Source organism: [Haemophilus] ducreyi, from assembly GCF_900109315.1.
In the GTDB taxonomy this organism is placed as follows: Bacteria; Pseudomonadota; Gammaproteobacteria; order Enterobacterales; family Pasteurellaceae; genus Haemophilus_B; species Haemophilus_B ducreyi.
In genome coordinates this window covers 106,258-125,358 of record NZ_FOJC01000007.1, presented here as the reverse complement: position 1 = coordinate 125,358, position 19,101 = coordinate 106,258, and the positions used below count along the sequence as shown (strand labels likewise).

The following is a 19,101-nucleotide window of genomic DNA, read 5'->3' as shown; positions in this document are numbered from 1 at the left end:
TCATAGCGATACAGGCTTGTCAGCTTATCTTTTACTGCGTAGAACGCCAGTTTGCTAAATTGTTCTCCTTCTGTTTTGCCTTCATCCGGATAAACAAATTCTGTCCCATTCGTTGTAATTGACCGCACTATGTTATCGCCATCCATTAAATCAATTTTATAGCTAACACCTTTCCCAAGTGCAGTACTGTCATCCGTATGCGCAATAAGTTGGTCTGCTTGAATATCTCTATCTCGATGCGCCCATGTAAGCGTAAACGCTGAACTGTCTGCAATCTTATCGACAAATGCACCGTCTATTTTTACATTTGCCGGTGGGTAAGGGCGCGCTTGTCGTTGCTGTGTGGTTAGTGTTAATACACTAGCTGCATCTTCAGAGAGCGTTTCAATCTGTGTACGGGTTAATAACTTGGCTTTGAGCATTTCGTTTACCGTATACTTTGTTTCATCCGTGCCGGCGGCAAGCAGATAGCACCATACAATAGTGTTAGCTTTATGCGCCTGTGGTATCGTGTCCGCACAACCGCGCCCTACGGTCATTGTGCCAGTTTTAAAATCCACAGCATCAATTCTGATGATCTCATCGTCAATCATAACCGCTTCGGCGTACTGTAACGCTGCGTAATCGCCCTCTAACTTAAATTTAAACGTGGTTTGGTACGCTGTCGCAGGCTCTTCGAGTTTGATATACGGTGTAAATGAGCCGGTCGTCGTTTGCGTATAACCGGCACCCGCATCAACTAACATCTCATAACCGACCGACAGTGCGCTCGGTTGAGTTGCCAAGCTCCACACAAAACAATCGGTCGGTTTAACAAATGCAAACTCCGCTTCACTTAACACCAGTGGTAACACGTGATACGGTACCTCAAGTAATCGCGCCTCATTAATCGGCTTGGCGGTGTAATCCGGCGGCACATAAAGCGACTCGCTTTTTTGTGTTGAGTAATTTGCAGCCGGTAAACCGAACACATCTTGCATACAAGTCACTATAAGCTCGCTTTCATTACCATTTTCAATAGCACCGACACGAAAAACCGCACTTTCAATTCCACGTTCCGGTAAATGTACTTTAAACACATCGCCGTGTTTCAATTCGCTGGCACGCATATCAAACACAATCTTCATGTTAAACTGCTGGCGACCATCTCTAAATCACGTTGTGCAAGGTGAGCGGCTAAATCAAAAGTCGGCACGCCTTTATATTCAACGGTTTTTGCGATAACACCGTGCATTTGCACAGACGCAATATTATTCGCAATGGCTTGGTCTTCACGGTTTGTCACCGGGTCGCGCCATTTCACGATAATTTGATTGGCTGTTGTATCGGTTGCCGAGCTGTCATCATCTTGCACCATCAAAATCCCATTATCATAGTGAAATGTGGACAAATCGTCGGGGTTATAATCGTTACGCAATAAACGAATGGCTTGCTTACCTGTTTCCACGTTGTCGTATTGCACCGCGCCAATATGGTCGATAACCTGTTGCATAAACTCTTTAATCGAGCCTTGGCGATTGTAGCGTAAGCACAATCCGAAGCCTTCTTCATAGAGCGTGTCTGCAGCTTTTTTGTAGCTGTCTAAATCAAGATCACTTAAGTCCTTTTTGCCACCCCAGCTTTTATTGGTGGCACACTCAACAAGGATATGCGCAGGGTTCATAGCATGAATTTGACGCGCATTTTCTTCTTGCTCTTTTGTCAGTCCTGACATTTTTAACGTGTCGTTGCGTAACATAATTTTGCATTTTTCCGGATACCACACCGTACCGTTAAACCAGCCTTTTAATGCCCGTCGCACACGGTAACTATGTTTTTTCGGGTACGCGTTATAACAACTAATCAGCCCGCTAAACACCGTGGAAACAATACTGCGGAAGCCGGGAATCAAATCATCTTTTGCAAGATTGCTTTCAGTCACATTGCCAGCAGAGAAAAAGTCTTGCTGAGCTTGCTGTTTTTTGCGTTGTCCTGCCTTACGTAAGCGGGAGTTATTCGGTTGGGCAGGAGCAGGGTTTTGATTGCCCTTTAACAGATTAACTAGCATTTGCGTTGGTTTTTGGTCAGGCTCACCCATGAGAATCTCTAACCGCCCTTGAATACCGCCTTCGCCACCAGTGTTTTCACCCCCGAACAAGTTTGGCTTGTCAATATAAGTCGCTTGTGAATGCGTTAGCTCTCCTGGCTTACCGACATACGCCGATTTATCATCAATGCGTAACTCCACAATCTCATCTACCGGTCCGCGTCCCAGCCCCGAATGAATATCCCAGTAGTAACGATAACCGACCGTTACCGCACCGCCTTTGCGTTTGCCACCCATTATTTTTCCCCTTTCGTTTGTTGTGCTTGTTTTGCGGCAGTCACGCATTTGCGTGCAAACACGCTACCGGTGGCTAAGAATTTTTCAGAATCAATTCCATTTTGCAAAAAGTCGTTGAAATCCCACCCCTCGCGCTCAAAGAACGCTTGTACACCTGCCGCGCAAAAATGCACACGGCGCATATCTTGTATCGTGATGACCATTTACTTATCCTTTTTTAATTTCAGTGGTACGATAGTTACCGTGCGCTAATACTTGCCAATCTTCTGTCCAGCAATCGCCGAAAAACACACATTGTGGTGTCCCTTCATTCGCTTGCGGGAAATTCCATTCGTCGCTTGAAACCGCTTCCGGTCCTTGTCCGCTACGTTGTTTTGGCGCAAGCGCTTGATTTAATAAATAACTGACCGCAAGCACTGCAACATATTTAACGACCGCCCAACCAATGGCTGCAAACATAACGTTCTCCTTTTAAATTAAAATACCCGTGACCCATCATAAGGCGATTTATTCGGCATGTGCGGAATACCACCGAAATTCAGCATATTGTTAAATTTTTTAGGCAAGTAGTTGCCCGTCCGTCACAGCCGGGGTACACCTTAATCGTTGTGCCAACAGACAGCTTTTGTGTACCACCCATTAGGGTAATTTGGTTATTTTTATGTACCGTTACCGCCCGTACTTCGCGCACGCCGTCACTATCCGTCCACTCAATAAAGCTGGTGTTAAACCAGCCTTCAGGTAAATTTTCAGGCACATCTACGGTGAGTGTTGTCCCGTTTAACGCTTTAATCACCAAACCTGCAACCGCAAAATTTTTCGGATTAACTCTGCAATCGTAATCGTAGAGCGTATAAGGGAAGTTACGTCCCCAAGTTAAGCGCAAGCCCGCACTTTGCATTGTGGAAGATAGCCCCGCAGAAACTAATTCCGTCTTATGTACATCAGGGCGTTTTGCTTCAATAATCGTACCAATCCAAACTACCCGTAATTCTTGTTCTTGATAATGCAAGCGCATAATCATCACCTTAACGGTTTGGCTCGGTGGCATACCACGATACAGCAATGCCACAGGGTTATTGCTCGGTAGCACAATATTGATATTCTCGCCCGTGCGACGACCGCTATCACTGATTGCGGTTGCCAGCCATTTTTCATTGTTTACGACAATGTCTTGGTCAGCATCACAAAAACGCCAAATCTTTTCATCATCGCCGCGGGTAAATTGATAAAGCGTAACGGGCTGACCATCGGCAACAGAATGGGTTTTATCTAAATAATTCACGTTTTAAATCCTTTTTAAATATCGTTTAAATGTCGTTTAAATCATTAAACTTCGAGTTCATCATGTAAGCCTCGGAAGCTAACCATCACACTTGCCACCGTATCAGTGTGGTGCTTCCAGTCAATCGTGTCGCTCTCTAAGCGTGAGAGTGTCAGAAAAGAAATCTTAGCCACTTGTTCACGCTTTAAATTTAACACTTCACCATCCAGTGCAAGCCGTTCGGTTTGGTTGTTGCTTACCGTTGCGGCTAAAATCCGGCGGTAATGCACGCTGCCGTCGGTACACTCAATGCGAATGTCTTGCCGTCCCGCCTGTTTCAATAAGCAAGTCGTGTAATAAACCAGCTCAATATCGAGATTTTTGCCGACAATATCGTTTGCTAGTGTTAAATCTGATGTCGAACTTGCTACCCAAATCGCTTTTTGTCTGCCACGTAAGTAGTAAAACAGTTGGCGCAGTTGGTGTTGTGCGTCAATCCCATTTAACAAGAAACGATGGTTTGTGAGCTGAAACGCATTTTTCGCCGTATCTAAGTAATGTGGTAAGGCGGTGTCGTTATCCAGTTGTTTAATCAAACGCAAGTATTGTGCGGTAATATCTTCTGACCATTCGCTGGTTGGCTCTAACACGGGATGCCCACGATAAGTCGGCAAGTGACGAATATCGGCAGCATAGCCATTGTGCTCGTGAATTTGCAGGCGAATTTGTGCGGTTGCCACGCCATCACTTAAACGAGTAAGTTGTGGCATATCGGTCAGCACGGCGGAGCGCAACGGATAGATCTGTGTGTGAGTATCAAAGCGATGCAATAACGGGCGCTTTATTTCAAGCTTATCAGGCTCAATGCCAGTAATATCCACCATTTCACGTTTGTTCCCGTTCATCAAAACCGCACGTCCTCCGACATAAAAGTCAAAGCCTGTTGTGGCGAGTGAAAGGGTTCTATCGCCTTGTTTGGTTGGCTTAGCCAAATAAACTCGATGCGTGAAAATCGGCAACGCCCACACTCTTGCGCCGTAAGCATAGAGCATATTTTCTAAACGCTGACGTTCTGTTCCAACGGTAGAGACTTTAAATTCAAAGGTTCGACGGGGTGATAAACGTTTTGCAATACGCTGTTCCGCTCCGGTAATTGATTGATGCACGGTCGTTAAAAACTCTAGTTTTTCAGTCACGTCTTCAGACCAATCGGGGAAAAATTCCCAGTCGGTAGAGCGCGAGCCAATAATGCGCAACGTAACCGGATTTTTGCCCGCAATCGTAAAAGTTACTGTGCAATCAATTTCCGCCGGACCGTTCATACTGACTTTAACCGTCCACTTCTTAAGTGCCAGTGCGCGTAGCGTGAGTGGTGTTTGATTGCCGGTTAGCGTAATGCCTTCGCCATCTTGTATATCTACCTTGGTTAAATTGACCGTGTGTCGGTTCGCATTCCACAAGTGCACATCAAACACTTGTTCAGTTGAAATTGAGCCTAGATTAACTGTATGCGGAATCACAAGCACACGGCTGTATAAATCGCTGTAGTAGTTCGGCGCAATATAAGCCTGTAACGACTGAGCTAAATCTAATAACTTGCCTTGCCGGAGTTTGCCTGACATTGTCGGCATAAGGCTTGCAGCAATACGTGCTTTGCCACGATAAATCGGCAAGCGGTCTAAATAGGCGGTATCTTTAGACGCGAGGCTTTTACCACTTGTTACAATATAGCCATTGATATTTGCCATTATTCAACCATCCGATAAGCCACGCCTTGAATCCCTGAGTTGTTTTTCCCTTTTTCAATATAACTTTCATTACGCACGTCATATTGCGCACTCGGAATAATCATCCATTTCTCGCTATTGATGGTCAGAATTTGACGGGGCGAGAGACACAACCATTGTGCATTCATAGCGATCTGCAAGAATACCTAAACGGCGAAAAATACCATCAATACCATGTGCAATTAAGCTGTGTGGACACGGTATTAACGATTGCCCGAACTTAGATTGACTGTAATAGACAAGTAAGGCATCAGGATGATAAGTATTTTCGTCTGTTGTCATCGCCGCTCTGCCGAGTGTAAGCAGGTATTTGCCTTTATCCGCATTACTCAAATCTTTATAATCTGAAACATTTACGGGAGCGAAATACCAAGGTGTCCGTTTATCGCCACTGATACCGTCGGCACGGACAACCGCTTGATTGCCACGCGCCCCGTTAGAAAAGCCGTAAGCGTGGTCGCTATTTTGATAATGCGCGTAGTTCTTTGTGATATAAGTGCCATAGGTATATTGACCGCCGGTATAAGTGCCTTCTTTGTTTAACGTGCCAATGCCAAAATGCCGAAATTTTTCCGCTTCAATTTGCACGACAACGTGTAAATATTGCGCCGTGCCGAAAAAGTCATAAGACGCATAATTGCCTTTTTCTAACTGAGAGGTTGCCGTGTCGATTTCACGATAAGCGTGCGCTCTTGATGAACCGGGCTGTTCATGGCCTTTTTTACTGGTATCGAAGCCGGTATTCACATAAGTAAACAACTGATTAACTTCAGGCTTAAACATAAGCGACCAGTAGCCTTGCTCGTTGTGTAAGCACAGCAAATTATCTTCCGACTTATCTACTACCCACTTTAAGCCTTGAGCAAACTCACTTAATTTTTTAAGTAGTTCCTTAACGTCTTTTGCGTTACCCGTTTGATATGCCATGCTTAATACTCCGTTGTTGTCTCAATCACAAAATAATCCTTGGTTGCTACACGATAGCCACCGTTAAACACCAGCCCTTTTCGTCCTTCAGTAATAGTGACTTGATCGCCTGCTGCTCGCTGAATACCCGGAATCCAATACACGCCATCAAATGTGCCCCAACGGTTACGTCCTTGGCTAGAATCCTTGAGACTGATAAATTCAACAGGTATCAATGGATAAGCACCGCCTTGGCTTTCGCCCATTGAATCAATACTGCGTGGCTGTTGATATGAACTGAAAAGCTCATAATTACACAACGGGAATAGCGATTGTCTGCGTGAATCGGTACGCAAGTTTTTGTAACTGCTGCCGTAAAAGTCACGCCAGCTTTGGTCAGGTGTAAAAAGCCAACAATTACCATATTTAGCGTCTATGATTGATGAATGCAATTCACCTGTTTGTGAGTAGCGTACTCGTACCGCACGGTTGTTTTCATCCACAATCGGTGCGCTACCGGCAACACAAAGCGGATAGGGGTATTCTGTCGGCGGCACGGTCGGTAAAATAAAACCGAGATAAGCACTTGAACACACTTGCGAAATGCGTGTGATAATTTTGCAACAACGTCCACTTGCGACAATGTGATATTCGATTGGACGGTTATCCGCAAACAAAACAACGCCAGGGGAGGCATTAATTAAGCCTTTGTCAATTTCAGCTGGCGTAACCGCTTTTTCATTGAAAAACGTGCCGCCCCAAAAGTTAAGATTGTAAGTATCAGCTGAAATTAAGTTATCGGTTGAAGCCACAAGATAAATATCTTGTTCAACGCCGGTACCGGTTGATTTCCACGCAATTTGACGGATTTCTTTTTGTGTTGCGGTTTCGGTCAATTTACGGTCAAGTAATACTGTCCACGCTTGTCCGTCGCGCTTGAGTGTTTCATCTTGTGTTAGAAACTTATTGATTTTGTCTAATAAATCACGCTCGTTTTCTGCTGTGCCTGTTGTGTATGCCATTAGCCTAACTCCTGTTTTAATGTCTGTTTATTCGCCCTAATCACGGTCATTACCGCACGTTCACCCGCGACCGTATTAATGCCTGCCGTGAATAATTCCGCACTATCCACCGCTAACGTTTGTTGGATAGTTACAGGGCTTGCTACCGCCTGTTGTCCTGCCGTGCCGTTTTGCATTTCTTGGGTCAATGTTAGCTCGTTGTATGACGGCATTGATGGTGCAGAGATCAATCCACCGGTGGCATATTTACGTAAATGACCACGATTAATTGCATGTAAAAAGCCCACGCCATATTTCTGCACACTTGCCGCACGCACCACAAACTCACCATTGGATAACCGTGCCGGGATGGAGTCCGAAGTGCCTGTTCCCGGTCCGGAAATAAAACCACCGGTGGCTGCCGTCACGGCTGCACCCGCACCGCCGAAAAAGCCACTAATGGCACTGGTCGCTTGCATTGCCAGTTGTTGTGCGGCAATCTGCGCCATGCTGTTTATCACGGTCAGGGCTAATTGTTTTACCGCATCACCCAAGCTCATTGTGCCTTCAGCAAGTCCCATCAATGCGCTTTGGATACCTTGTGTTAAACCCTGTTTAAACGCATTTTCAAGTTCGTTTCCTGTCTGTTTAAGCTCTTGAATTTTTACTTTCATTTGTTCAAGCATTGCGCCGGCTGCTTCGCCTTGCGCACCGGGCATTTGTGCTAATCTTTCCAGGAGCGGTAATTGTTTTTCAATTTCTGCTACCGTTTGCGCATACATATCTTTTAAGCGTTGCTGTCCTTCAAAGTGTGAAATAAGCCCGGTTTGTACTTGCGCTTGAATCTGCTGTTCTTTGGCACTTTGTGCCTGCATCACTTTGTTAATTTCTGCCTCAATGCCATTTAACTGAACCTTGGCTTCTTCCAGCGGTAACATTTGCTTAACCAAATTAATGCCGTCTTGGTTATTGGCTTTGCTAAATAAAGCGAGTAACTGGTTGTATTTACTTTGTACATCAAGCAGATCCGCTTTTGCCGTTTGTCCGGTTAAGCGCAAGTAATCACTATTGAGTTCGCGTAGCTTATTTGTGGCTTCTTCTGCCGTACGTTTTGTATCTTGTGCCGCTTTTTTCGCATCACTTTCCGCTTTACGTTGCGCTTTATTCACTTCCACTTTTGCTTTTCTGTCCGCTTCCGCCTGTTCACGCAGTTTTTTCTGATTTGCTTCAATCGTTTGATAGAGTGCTTCTGCCTCTTTTTTCTGCTCATCCGTCCAATTGCTATTGTTACGTGCATTATCAAGGTTCTTTTCAAGCTCACTCATTCCCGATTGACGTGCGCGGGTACGCAGTTTTTCTAGCTCATCGCCGCCTTTTTTCTCTGCTTGCTTTTGCTCAAGTTGAGTTTGCAAGCCAATGGCTTCATTGATTTTGTTGATAAAACCTTGCACTGCATTGCCCGACATCCCTGCTTGTGCGGCAATGCCTTCAAATTTTGTACGCATCGCTTCTAAGCGTTCGATTGCCGTCGTGGAGGCTTGGCTCAAATCTTTTTTGAGCTTTTGAGTGAGTTCTTCCACTTCCGTTTTCATCGCAAGGGCTTCGGTTTCACTTGCTTTGATTGCTTCTGTGAGCAATTTCACTGCTTCAGGATGTTGCGGGTCGCCAATTTCCGTTAATTTTTCTGCTAATGTACCGCCGGCTTCGATGGCTGCGTCCCAAGCCACTGCTAATTGCGTTTGCGTAATATTGGCTAATTCGCTGCTAGCCGTACTCATTGAGTCAATTTTTTGCTGTAGCTCATCAATTTGCGCATTAAGCGCATTTACTTCATCGGCATTAATTAATCCGCCCATGACGCTAGTACGGCTTTGATTTAGCAATTTATCGCGCTCGGCAATGAGTGCTTCAAGTTTTTGTTTCGCTTCATCTAATGACGCCGTATTAACTTTGAGCTGTTCAAGGCGATCACTAAAACCGCCCATTTCGCCCAATTTGGTACGTGCTTCGACTAAGGCGTTAGTTTTCTCAATATTGGCATCAAGCGTAGTGAGAGATTGGGCAAATTGACGTTCAACTTCTTCCTCTTGGCTTTTTAAATACAGATACGCTGCACTCAGCCCTGCAATAGCCGTAATCGCCAGCCCAACTGGTCCGCCGATTGCCGCAAATAATCCCGAGCCTACATTGACGGCAGCAGCTCGGGCTTTGGCAACAGCAAGCGCACCATAGGCTTTTGTTGCGCGCCCGACCGATACCGTCTCGCCATTGACCGCTTGCATTAAAACTACAGTCGCTTGTGCTTGACGAACAGAAGCCGTTGCACTAGCGTTAATCGCTGCCATGTGCGCACTTTCCGCGATCACTGCTTTACTTTTTAAGCTAATGCTAGTGTACATGGCTGATAAATAGCGCGCGGTGTATGCCGTGCCGACTAAAATGGCAATGCCGGCTAAACCCTCGAGATGATTTGCCAACGTCGAAATCGCCGTCGAAACAAGGGTAGATGCGCTCAGCGTTTTATCGGTATTGCCGACAAATTCAAGCCAAGCGTTAGAGAGTTGCGTGACCGCTTTGCCAATCGTCAATGGCATTTGCTCATATTGTTTTTGAATACTGTCTGCACCTTCAGCCACGGCAGTCATAATCACTTGCGTGGTTAATTGACCTTCTTCCGCCATTTTGCGCAACTCGCCTCGGGTTTTGCCGAGGGATTTTTGCAAGAGTTCTAAAATAATCGGGGCTTGTTCAGACACCGAGTTAAATTCTTCGCCACGTAATGCACCGGCTGCCATACCTTGTGATAACTGAATGATTGCTGCTTGCGCTTCTTGTGCACCAGCACCGCTGACTGTCATCGCCTGTGAAACGGTTTTCGTAAAGCGCAAGATTTCTGCCGAGTTTGCCGAGTCGCCTAATGAACGAAAAACGCGCGTGTAAAGCTCCGCCGTAGCAGAAAATGCTGTCCCCGTTTCTTGTGCTACAGTCATCAAGCCATGAAAAGTGCCTTTAGCTTCAAGATTTGAGCGAGAAACTAATTTAATGCGTGCTTCAAGGCTTTTAAATTCGTCACTGGTTTGCACTAAATTGCCAATCGCCACATTACCCAAAGTTAAGCCAATGGCTTGTTTTTTTAATTCGGCTAATTGCTTACTGATAGATTCAACACCAGCACGGGTTTTGCCAAGCTTTGATGCTGCCTTATCGGCTTGTTGTGCGTGCTTTTCGGGCAAGCGACCATCGGGCAAGCACTCGGATTAGGCACATTGACTTATCCGTTGATTGCTTTTATCATTGCAATTTTTAGATCGCCTTTTGCATTCTTATTAAGCTTAATATTTGCTCCTAAAATTTAACCTCGCACTATGTCGAGGTTAAATCGTTTAGATAACCGGTCACCTCTTTACCACCATTTACCCCATAAGCTACATCTACCGTGCGCGCAGCTCTTAAACGTCGCTCACGCAAAATCGATTGCTGATAAAACAGCGTTATCTGGCGTGCCGTGTAATACTGAATTTGGTTAAAATCATGTCCGCTTGCAATCAATTGTTCAATAAGCTCTGCCCAGTTTATTTCTGCTTCTGCGCTTGTTGCAGTACCGCTTTTTCTAACATCGGTTGCAGCGCCTGACGGGTAAAAAAATCACTATTGACCGTCCACCACATCATCAATACCGTTTCCGCATTCTCGCCGGTTAAGTTTTGCACCCATTCCAGCGGCTTATTGATAGATAAGCTCACCATGGTTAAAACATCTTGATAATGTTCTGCGAGCAAACTCATCAATGGGTCAAGTCCGAATTGCGTGTCAGCTTGTGAAAGCGTAGTGCGCAAATCCGTCACAAACGGCATAAACAAGGCTCGGTGTTGTAACTGTTGGATTAAAGAGTATTCTTTAACTTCGATTTCTTCACCGGCAATAGTCAATTTTTGGTGCGGGAAGAGTACATTTAATTCATCTTTTTCTTTTTGCATGACTGAAACCTAGAGAAAGCCCCTAAATACTAGGGGCAGAAAAAGCGTTATTTTTTAATTTTAACAACGCGCCCGAATCGACCAAGCGTGCTATCGCCCGTTTTAGTCGTATCGGCTAACACTTTGGCTTTCGCACTTAACGCATCAAGCGCATTTTCGTTGTTGATTAAATTTAATGCTTCCGTTGGGTTGAAGTTGATTTTGTACAACTCAACTAAGCTCCATTCATTCTCTTCAGCAAGGTTGATTCCCTCGAAACGCAGGAATAAGTCTTTCGGATTGGTGGTTAAAAGTGCAATCACATCAACATCACCGTAGTTATAGGCAACGGTTAATTTCTTGCTTTTTTGTTCTTTTAAAAACTCAATCGTCCCGAAAATCGCATCAACAACAAAATCCGTGTTTTCTTTTAATTCAGCAATTTTTACATCGCTCACATTTTGATGTGCCCACGCAATACGATCACCAACTTTAATATCGTCAGGCAATGCTTCTTTTGCCACATTACCCGCTTTGATTGTGCTGGCTTCGCCTAAGAGCATTAAGCTCAAATTCTCTTTGCTCATCTCGTGGAATTTAACGGAAACTTCGCCGGATTTGCCGGTGATAATTTTGCGCACTTCTTGGCGATTGCCCGAGTATGATTCTTTATGGGTAAAATCCTCGACGGTCAGTGAGACATTTAACTCTGATACATCACCGACCCAGCGAAATGCGCCAGCTTGCCCGTTTGGTAAACGTTCTGCAAGATAAACTTTACCTTGACCGTAGCTGTAAGTTTCGTTGCGTGCCATTATTCTTGATCTCCTTCTTTTTTGTTTTTTGCCGCTTTCGCTGCTTTCAAAGTTTCGCCGATTCGGTTTTTAATGATAAAATCGGCGTCTGATTGTTGTACGTCAATTACATCGCCTATTTGATATTGCTTGCCTGCGTGCGTATGCGCCACAGTCAACATGATTTTAATTTGTGCCATGATGTTAACCCCCCGTAATTTGGCATAGGTGCCTTGAAATACATACCGTAGACCGCAACGCCCATACCGCTTTGTGTGTCCGACCACAAGTTTTGTACGCTTAATAACTCAAAGGTACCGCTTGGCTCAAGCCGATAGCGGTGTAATCCCGCGCTTAACCGCTCAACCAATTGATAGATACCGATATTGTCTTCGCGCTCACCATCTAGTACATTCGCGACCAAATATATTGCCCAGCGAGCTTGTACAATACGCGGGTTTTCACCGGGCATATGTCCAAGCCAGGCAATATATGCAGCAGGCGGATTACTTACGATACGAGCCACCGCCGCATCATCCCAGTGCCCGGAATGTGTCGTTACTTCGTTTAAGACGTTGCCGCAAAGTGCTCTAATTCGCGCTTGTAATGCGTCACTGGTTTTAGCAATATTACTCATCAGATAAACCCCTTTGACTTATCTCGCGCCCAAATCGAGGGTGATGACTGTATAGTGATGATATTGTCACTCTCTATTGCATTACCGTCTTCGCTAACACCTAGTGATATAGTACCATTTGCCACTTTTTCTAAGTATTTAATGGTATCTTCGTAGTCGCAGCGTGCTTGCTTAGTCGCGATATTTTTTTCCAAAAAATAGCGTGCGATATAGCAGCAATGACGTTCTAACACCGCCGGCACCCTTTTTAAGGGCAGGCTATAACGTCCTGCTAAATAGCTATCAATCGTCTGCGACGCATCTTGCAGTGCTTCGGCAACTTTGGGACTATCTACGCCGCCGGCAAGCGTATCAAAGACTTTATCGCCATACCGTTTAACTCCGTTAGTTTCACTTTAAGTTGTTCTACGGTTAAGTCGGCTGGTAATACACCTTCTGGAAGCTGTTTGCCTTGTGTAGATGCAGTCTTACCATTTTCAGATAGCCTTTTGCTATCTTTTTCACCGCTTGCGGGTTCGGCTTTTTTAACCACCAAGCGTGGGTCGGCTTGGAGTTGTGCAAGCTGGTTTTCGGTGATGCCTTCAATTTTGCTTTCACCCGCTGCGAGACAGAGACCAGCACGGCGATAACCGTGTTTAATTTTGTTCGACACCACGACATCGTATAACGAAGTAGGGTTTTCCATTTCATTTAAATCCTCTTTAAATCGGGTTTAAAGTGCAGTCAAATTTGCAAAAAAATCACAAATTTCGACCGCTTGAGATTAGAGATACTCAGCAACAATCAGCTCTAAACGACCTTTAAATTCATTGTCTACCGTTGCACCGTTTTCGACACGGAATTCACGCTCTAAAAGCTGAGTAGCTTCTTTCTCAAGTGATGGCGGAACAACTAACACAGTCGGCTTGATACCTAAACGATGATCACCATCGCCACGCACCGCACGCATTGCAGTAATAGCTTTCCACAAGTTTTCAGCAGTTAATTGGCCTTTCACTGCATGAGCTTGTTGCCAGAATCCATAACCAACATTACAACGGCTATCCACACCATAGGTGTACACGTCCTCCTCAAATACTTTTTGAGCATTTGCATCTGTCATTTGTGCTGGTGTAGGTGGTTTGCGCTCTTGGAAAATAATCGGTTTTAATGCACGAGATGTGTCTAACAAATACCACGCATTTTCTTCCGTAACTCCAGTCCCATCATCCGTAATATTGCTCACAGATTTTGGTTCTGTTCCATCTACATTAGCCCCGACAGGGTGATCAGTGTCGAAGAAATACTGACCGTCATAACATGCCGTACTAAAACCCACCCTCAATGCGCCGAATACAAGCTCATCAGGTTGCGTACCTGCTGCTAGTCCCAAATCTTCAATAAGTGGGCTATACACGCCTTCGTTATCGTCTTCTACATCCGTGCGTTTAATTTGCACCCCGTTTGCAAAAGATTTATTTTCAATTGAATAACCGTGACTTTGGATTGCGGTAATCGTACGTTTACCAACCCATTCCGTCAGTTTCGGCATTTGCCCCAACCACGCATAGGAATTACTTGCCGTGCTTGATTTCACCACAGTTGCAATCTTGGTATATTGGCTAGGCGCTTTTGCCAAGCCATTTTTAAAGTTTTTAGCAAAGCCTACAAATAAGGCTTTTACAATTTCAGGAGTGACATTCTTAGCCATTAGTTACCTTCCATTTCTTCTTTTTGTTTCAAAAAATCCGCTTCGCTAAGACCTAAGCGTTGCGCCATATCTTTTTCAACTGCACTTAACACAGCAATCCCTTTTTCGGTTTTTTCCACCTTTTGAGTTTGGGTTTGCTGTGCAGATAACACTGCAATTTGCGGGCGGGCATCAAGCATTGCCGATAATGCAGCAACGCCTTGCTGTTTGCCGAATTGCTTCAGATAATCTACCTCCGCTTCAACTGCGCGTCCTTCATTACGAGCCTTACCGACTAATGATTCAATTTCGGTTTCTGTATTTTGAGCCGACAGTACTGCGACTTGATTAACTACAGCGTCATAAGTTGCTTTCGGCACATAAGCACTTAAGTCAACTTCTTTTGCGGCAGCACTTAATGCGGCTACTTTGTCATCAGCTGCGGTTTTATCAGCTTGCAAAGTTTCAAAAGCAGAAAAGGCAGTTTGTGCTTGTTCTTCCGTCAGTTCTGCACCTTCGGCGACTTCAACACCGAGTTTTGCGAGTAATTTACGCAATGATTCTGGCATTTTTGTGTTCTCCAGTTGTTCTGTGATTGCCGAAAGTACTGCAAGCCGTTTCATACCCGTAATACCGGGGTCATTTGTCAGTGCAGCCATTCGGATTTCGAGGGGTTCGCCATTTTCATTATAAGGGGAAACAGCACTTAAGAAAGCGTACTCACCATCTTTAATTTGCTGATAGGCTTTTGGTGTCCAGCGAGGCTTAACAAATAAGCCTTGTCGCTCTTCATCATCAAACCACTGCATTTCAACATTATTAAACCAACCCGCAGCGACTACATCCCCCTCATCAAGACCTTTTTTTGCCTTAAAAAGAGTGCCATGGTCATAATCGACTAAAATATCTTGCTTGATAGTTTTAGCTCTCTGGATTAGACGATTAGCAATGGTTTCATCTAAAAACCAATGCGGCACGTCATCTGGTCTGCCGTCTCTTGCTCTAAATTCGCCTTTAGGCAAAAGTTGTTGCCAACCGTCTGGACTGGTTAATTGTGCGGTTAAAACCGCAATGGGGGTTTTCTTTGCTTTCATGCAAACTATTGTGGCTTAAAAATCAGAGAGGTCTGTTTGCGATATATAAAATCAAAAAAGCCCACATTTCTGTGAGCTTTTAAACAATGAAGGGATTTAATAAACAAGATGGCGGTTAAATCGAATTTATAGCGTTTAAATAAATTAAATCTAAAACTATGCTTATTAAATTTAGAGCGTGCTTAGATTGTTTCTGAGGCGTTTTTCACATTCTACACTAAGATTGTACCGTTTTCGATAATTCTCGGTTTAAAATGGCTTTGATTTCTTCAATGCCATCATAGCTTAAACCTAAGAATGCGCGGGCAGGCATATTCTTTGTTCCGAACTGATGGTATTGACCGTAAGTTTCAGATACTCCAACAATGGCAATATTATCGGCATAATCAATATTTAAGCTTTTCACAAGGTCACCGGTTACTTGGAGAATATTGCCGGTATATCCAGCCGCATAACGGCGTTTCTTATAATTGCTATTTAGTTTTTCCCATTGTTCACCGTTTGGTGATGCTTCATTATCAAACGCACTTTCGGCTTCCTGTTGCAGTACACCTGCGACTTTTCGCATAATATGTGCGTTATGCTTCAGCATTGCAACCCGTTTTAAGGCTTGGCGAAGTTCATCGTCGTCGAATTCAAATTCAAAGTACATATATTGACATCCTTTAAAAATTGGCGTTAAATTAAGAATATTAAGCGGGCTTGTTGTCTAATTGGTAGGACAGCGTTTATTTTTAAATGCTCTGTGCGACTTCGATACTCGCCAAACCCGCAAACTATTCTTTTCCTTCCACAATTTTATATACACCAGAACGAATCTTATTTAACACATCACTATAATCAACTTTATACGCATTAATCACGGAATCGACATTCTGAGCTGGTTTTAATTTATCATTGCTCGGAGAATCAACGACAACTTTTATTGTTTTATCATCATTAAAATAAATTAAATTATGGTGACCACGTTCACTATCCCAAACAACTAAACTAGGATTTGCTACAATCCGTGAAATACTCGCATATTCTTCCGCGCTTAATCCAACACCTGTTTCGTGGTGTTTAATACTATTAGCGTGTGCTAAGCGTTTCTCACTCATTACTAACACCAATTCAGGTATTTTTTCACCATTTGAAAGTGCGGTCACTTTCTCAGCGATTTCTGTGCTTACAAAGCCTGCAGAAATATAACGATGGCTTGCGCCACGGTTGCCTAAATTAGATTTTACCCAGTTTTCAAATGCCTTATGTCGTGCTTCGCTATTATTAATAGCTTGTATTGTTTGGCTGCGTAAATCACGATTTGTAATTTGCTGTAGTTTACGCATTACTGCAATATCTGTGCCGAAAGCAGCTGAACCGACATTATAATTCCAGCCAGCACCCACTTTCATTTCACCTTGGTCAGTTTTAATTTTACTGACCGTAGTTCGAATTTCTTCACCTGTGTTTTTATTGATGCCGGCCACGGCAGTTTCTGTACTCATTTGCCCTTGGCTGTCAGATACCGCTAATCCTTGCTTTTTAAGTGCAAACTCACTTAACGCACGCACACGACAGCGACAATTCCAATCATTTGGTGGATACATTGTTTGCCAAATCGGATCATCAAGACGATATACCTTGCCATGTAAAGACAAATGGCTTGCACGTGTACGGCTATCTTTCAGTGCTACATATTGCCAATAGGGTTGCTCGTCGGCATTCTCCATTTGCTTAGCATAACGTGCGGCGTGAAATGCCGTAGATTTATTGGTGCGTAAAATCGTTTTTAAACGACGGGGGCTACCGAGTTGCACGGTGTTTCCGTCTTCATCCACGGTTTTCCCCCACCAACCCAGCGTTTTTAGCATTGGTTCAAGGTTTTTAATATATTCGCGCTCAGGCATACCTTCAGCAATCGCTTTCTCTGTCGCCCAACGTAGCGTGTCTAACACTTCTGCACGGGTGGCTTTGGCAACTGTAAACGCACGGGCGTGGGCTGATTCGAGTTGCTCGTGCCAGTCCCACGTAATATTTACGCCTTTTGCCCGCAAATAATCGACCGCTAATTCAGGCTCAAGGCGTAACACATACCCCATATCAATGCTTTTTTCGTTATCGGTTGGCATTAGCGCGTCCTAGTAATTCACTTACAAAAATTGCACGAGTTAGCATTTTTTCCAACTCATTATCGTCCATATCGGCATAGAGCGTTGCAATGCGTTCTTGCGCAAATTCGTAACCGCCTTTTTCCAATGCTTCTACTACAGGTTTTAGTATTGGGTCGATGATTTCTTGGTATGCTTCTGCCGTTGGCTCAAGTTCATCTAGTAAATCATCAGGATCACGGTTTACCGACAATATTGCCATTTTACCCCTGTCTTGAGCGGATAAAAGTGCGGTCGAATTTTGCAGATTTTTTCGTTCTAAAATTTCTTCATTTTCAGCCGCAATCGGCACTTGTAATTTGTCGTGCGCCCACTGTTTCGGAATTCTAAAACCCAAATCAACCAATGCCCCAAGACCAGTCCCAAAGCTCGTAATATCTTCGCTTTCAGAAATATCAAACTCAAAGCGCGGAATACGGCGAGCGTCATTAAATGACTTACAGTTAAGTGCATAAAGTGGATAAACCAAATCCCGTGTAAGTGTGGCTTGTAAGCGTTTTAAGTCTGCATTGCGAATTTCTGACCGCACTTCATTATGCACATTGCCAAGGGCATTAGTTGAGCTTGCACCATCGGCTTGTGATGTGAGCGTGCCACCTAAAATGGATTTACTCATTGACTTTTCAGCCCACTCAATCATCGTCATAAAAGCGGTGCTGTCGCCTTCTGCAGCTTTTTCAAATTCAATATCCATGCCTCGGGGAATAATACCACCTGCGTTATGCCCAATGCTCATTACAGCACGGAGCAAGGTGTTTTTCTCATTTTGCGTTGCCCCTTCGGGATATTTACCCAAACGTAATGGCAAGCCGTAGATTTCTAAAAATTCGGCAAAATCCCGAGCTGAGTAATTTTTATAAATAAACGGCCATACCAACGAACGTACTAAACCAATACGAGAAAGATAGCCTGTCTTCGCCTTAGCGATATGGTTCACCCAACCAAAGGGCTGTAAATCCACACCATTGGTTGAGCCGTCACGCAAACGCAGACTATTTCGCTCAAAAGTAGGCGTCATAAACCACGCCGGTTCACGCCAATGTACGTTTTTAATCAGTTTTAGGCCCCCCCACTAAACCTTGTTCCCACTCAATTTCTTGACAGCTAAAGCCTTTTAAAATGGCGTCGGTCGCATCAAAAATACAATCATCTAACCACACAGCGTCTTGTAGGATTTCATTTAGCATATCCGTATCACGCTGTTCTTCGGTCGTGGCATTGCGTGGGGCGATAATTTGCCAATCTACCGCCTGAATAGCGTTGCGACGCTTGCCAATTTCGGACTGCAAATGGGCATCTTTTTCTTCCATATCTTCCGCAAGTTCTGATTGCGCTACCAAATCGCCTTGTTCTGCCGCTCGCAAGATACTTGCCGCACGAGTAGGCGTTAGCCCACTGGTGGGGTGTTCGCTATAATGTTGGTGTAAATACCCCAACTGGCTATTATTTTCCGTTTGCACATCATCATCGAACACAAAAGGATTGCCGTGAATATCTAAAATTTTACTTTGCATAATTTG

The 19,101-nt window shown here is 44.3% G+C and carries 15 protein-coding genes and 5 pseudogenes; all 20 read right to left on the bottom strand.

Annotated elements, in window-relative coordinates; all coding sequences use genetic code 11:
- Positions 1-2,323: pseudogene (locus tag BMX01_RS06155) on the bottom strand (phage tail protein); the annotation flags it as partial.
- Positions 2,323-2,526 carry a hypothetical protein gene (locus BMX01_RS06150; RefSeq protein ID WP_064082112.1) on the bottom strand — a complete coding sequence of 68 codons (204 nt, stop codon included), beginning with the start codon at positions 2,524-2,526 and terminating at the stop codon, positions 2,323-2,325. The pseudogene BMX01_RS06155 and the gene BMX01_RS06150, both read right to left, overlap by 1 nt.
- 4 nt (positions 2,527-2,530) lie before the next feature.
- Positions 2,531-2,782, bottom strand: a complete 252-nt coding sequence (locus tag BMX01_RS06145) for a hypothetical protein (RefSeq protein ID WP_064082113.1) — start codon at positions 2,780-2,782, stop codon at positions 2,531-2,533.
- Positions 2,783-2,799: 17 nt separating this feature from the next.
- A pseudogene (locus BMX01_RS06140) lies at positions 2,800-3,608 on the bottom strand (phage BR0599 family protein).
- A 44-nt stretch (positions 3,609-3,652) separates the two neighbouring features.
- On the bottom strand, positions 3,653-5,335 hold the full coding sequence (locus BMX01_RS06135) for a hypothetical protein (protein ID WP_064082114.1): 1,683 nt from the start codon (positions 5,333-5,335) through the stop codon (positions 3,653-3,655).
- Positions 5,335-6,301 (bottom strand): annotated as a pseudogene (locus BMX01_RS06130) (hypothetical protein). Before BMX01_RS06130 ends, BMX01_RS06135 begins: the two are co-directional and overlap by 1 nt.
- A 2-nt stretch (positions 6,302-6,303) precedes the next feature.
- Positions 6,304-7,302, bottom strand: coding sequence for a hypothetical protein (locus BMX01_RS06125; protein ID WP_064083346.1), 999 nt, complete (start codon positions 7,300-7,302; stop codon positions 6,304-6,306).
- Complete coding sequence (locus BMX01_RS06120) at positions 7,302-10,529, bottom strand: tape measure protein (protein ID WP_234946419.1); 3,228 nt, start codon at positions 10,527-10,529, stop codon at positions 7,302-7,304. Before BMX01_RS06120 ends, BMX01_RS06125 begins: the two co-directional genes overlap by 1 nt.
- A gap of 115 nt (positions 10,530-10,644) precedes the next feature.
- Positions 10,645-10,830: a hypothetical protein gene (locus BMX01_RS06115; RefSeq protein WP_126497614.1), complete on the bottom strand. Its 186-nt coding sequence runs from the start codon at positions 10,828-10,830 to the stop codon at positions 10,645-10,647.
- Between the two features lie 23 nt (positions 10,831-10,853).
- Positions 10,854-11,258, bottom strand: a complete 405-nt coding sequence (locus BMX01_RS06110; RefSeq protein ID WP_064082117.1) for a DUF6631 family protein — start codon at positions 11,256-11,258, stop codon at positions 10,854-10,856.
- Between the two features lie 47 nt (positions 11,259-11,305).
- Positions 11,306-12,052, bottom strand: a complete 747-nt coding sequence (locus BMX01_RS06105; RefSeq protein ID WP_074647970.1) for a phage tail tube protein — start codon at positions 12,050-12,052, stop codon at positions 11,306-11,308.
- Entirely contained in the window at positions 12,052-12,231 is a 180-nt protein-coding gene (locus BMX01_RS06100; protein WP_172592909.1) for a DUF7210 family protein, read from the bottom strand. The genes BMX01_RS06105 and BMX01_RS06100 overlap by 1 nt, the downstream gene beginning before the upstream one ends.
- Complete coding sequence (locus BMX01_RS06095) at positions 12,207-12,668, bottom strand: DUF1834 family protein (RefSeq protein WP_064082119.1); 462 nt, start codon at positions 12,666-12,668, stop codon at positions 12,207-12,209. The genes BMX01_RS06100 and BMX01_RS06095 overlap by 25 nt, the downstream gene beginning before the upstream one ends.
- Positions 12,668-13,048: pseudogene (locus BMX01_RS06090) on the bottom strand (gp436 family protein); the annotation flags it as partial. The pseudogene BMX01_RS06090 and the gene BMX01_RS06095, both read right to left, overlap by 1 nt.
- Positions 13,000-13,353, bottom strand: coding sequence for an HI1506-related protein (locus tag BMX01_RS06085; protein WP_074647968.1), 354 nt, complete (start codon positions 13,351-13,353; stop codon positions 13,000-13,002). The gene BMX01_RS06085 and the pseudogene BMX01_RS06090, both read right to left, overlap by 49 nt.
- Before the next feature lie 78 nt (positions 13,354-13,431).
- Positions 13,432-14,358 (bottom strand): Mu-like prophage major head subunit gpT family protein, encoded by a 927-nt coding sequence (locus tag BMX01_RS06080; protein ID WP_064082121.1) that lies wholly within the window; start codon positions 14,356-14,358, stop codon positions 13,432-13,434.
- Entirely contained in the window at positions 14,358-15,431 is a 1,074-nt protein-coding gene (locus tag BMX01_RS06075; protein ID WP_074647966.1) for a phage protease, read from the bottom strand. Before BMX01_RS06075 ends, BMX01_RS06080 begins: the two co-directional genes overlap by 1 nt.
- 217 nt (positions 15,432-15,648) lie before the next feature.
- On the bottom strand, positions 15,649-16,083 hold the full coding sequence (locus BMX01_RS06070; RefSeq protein ID WP_064082123.1) for a phage virion morphogenesis protein: 435 nt from the start codon (positions 16,081-16,083) through the stop codon (positions 15,649-15,651).
- A 124-nt stretch (positions 16,084-16,207) separates the two neighbouring features.
- Positions 16,208-17,542 carry a phage head morphogenesis protein gene (locus BMX01_RS06065; RefSeq protein WP_074647963.1) on the bottom strand — a complete coding sequence of 445 codons (1,335 nt, stop codon included), beginning with the start codon at positions 17,540-17,542 and terminating at the stop codon, positions 16,208-16,210.
- Positions 17,529-19,095 (bottom strand): annotated as a pseudogene (locus tag BMX01_RS06060) (DUF935 domain-containing protein). Before BMX01_RS06060 ends, BMX01_RS06065 begins: the two are co-directional and overlap by 14 nt.
- Positions 19,096-19,101 lie beyond the last annotated feature (6 nt).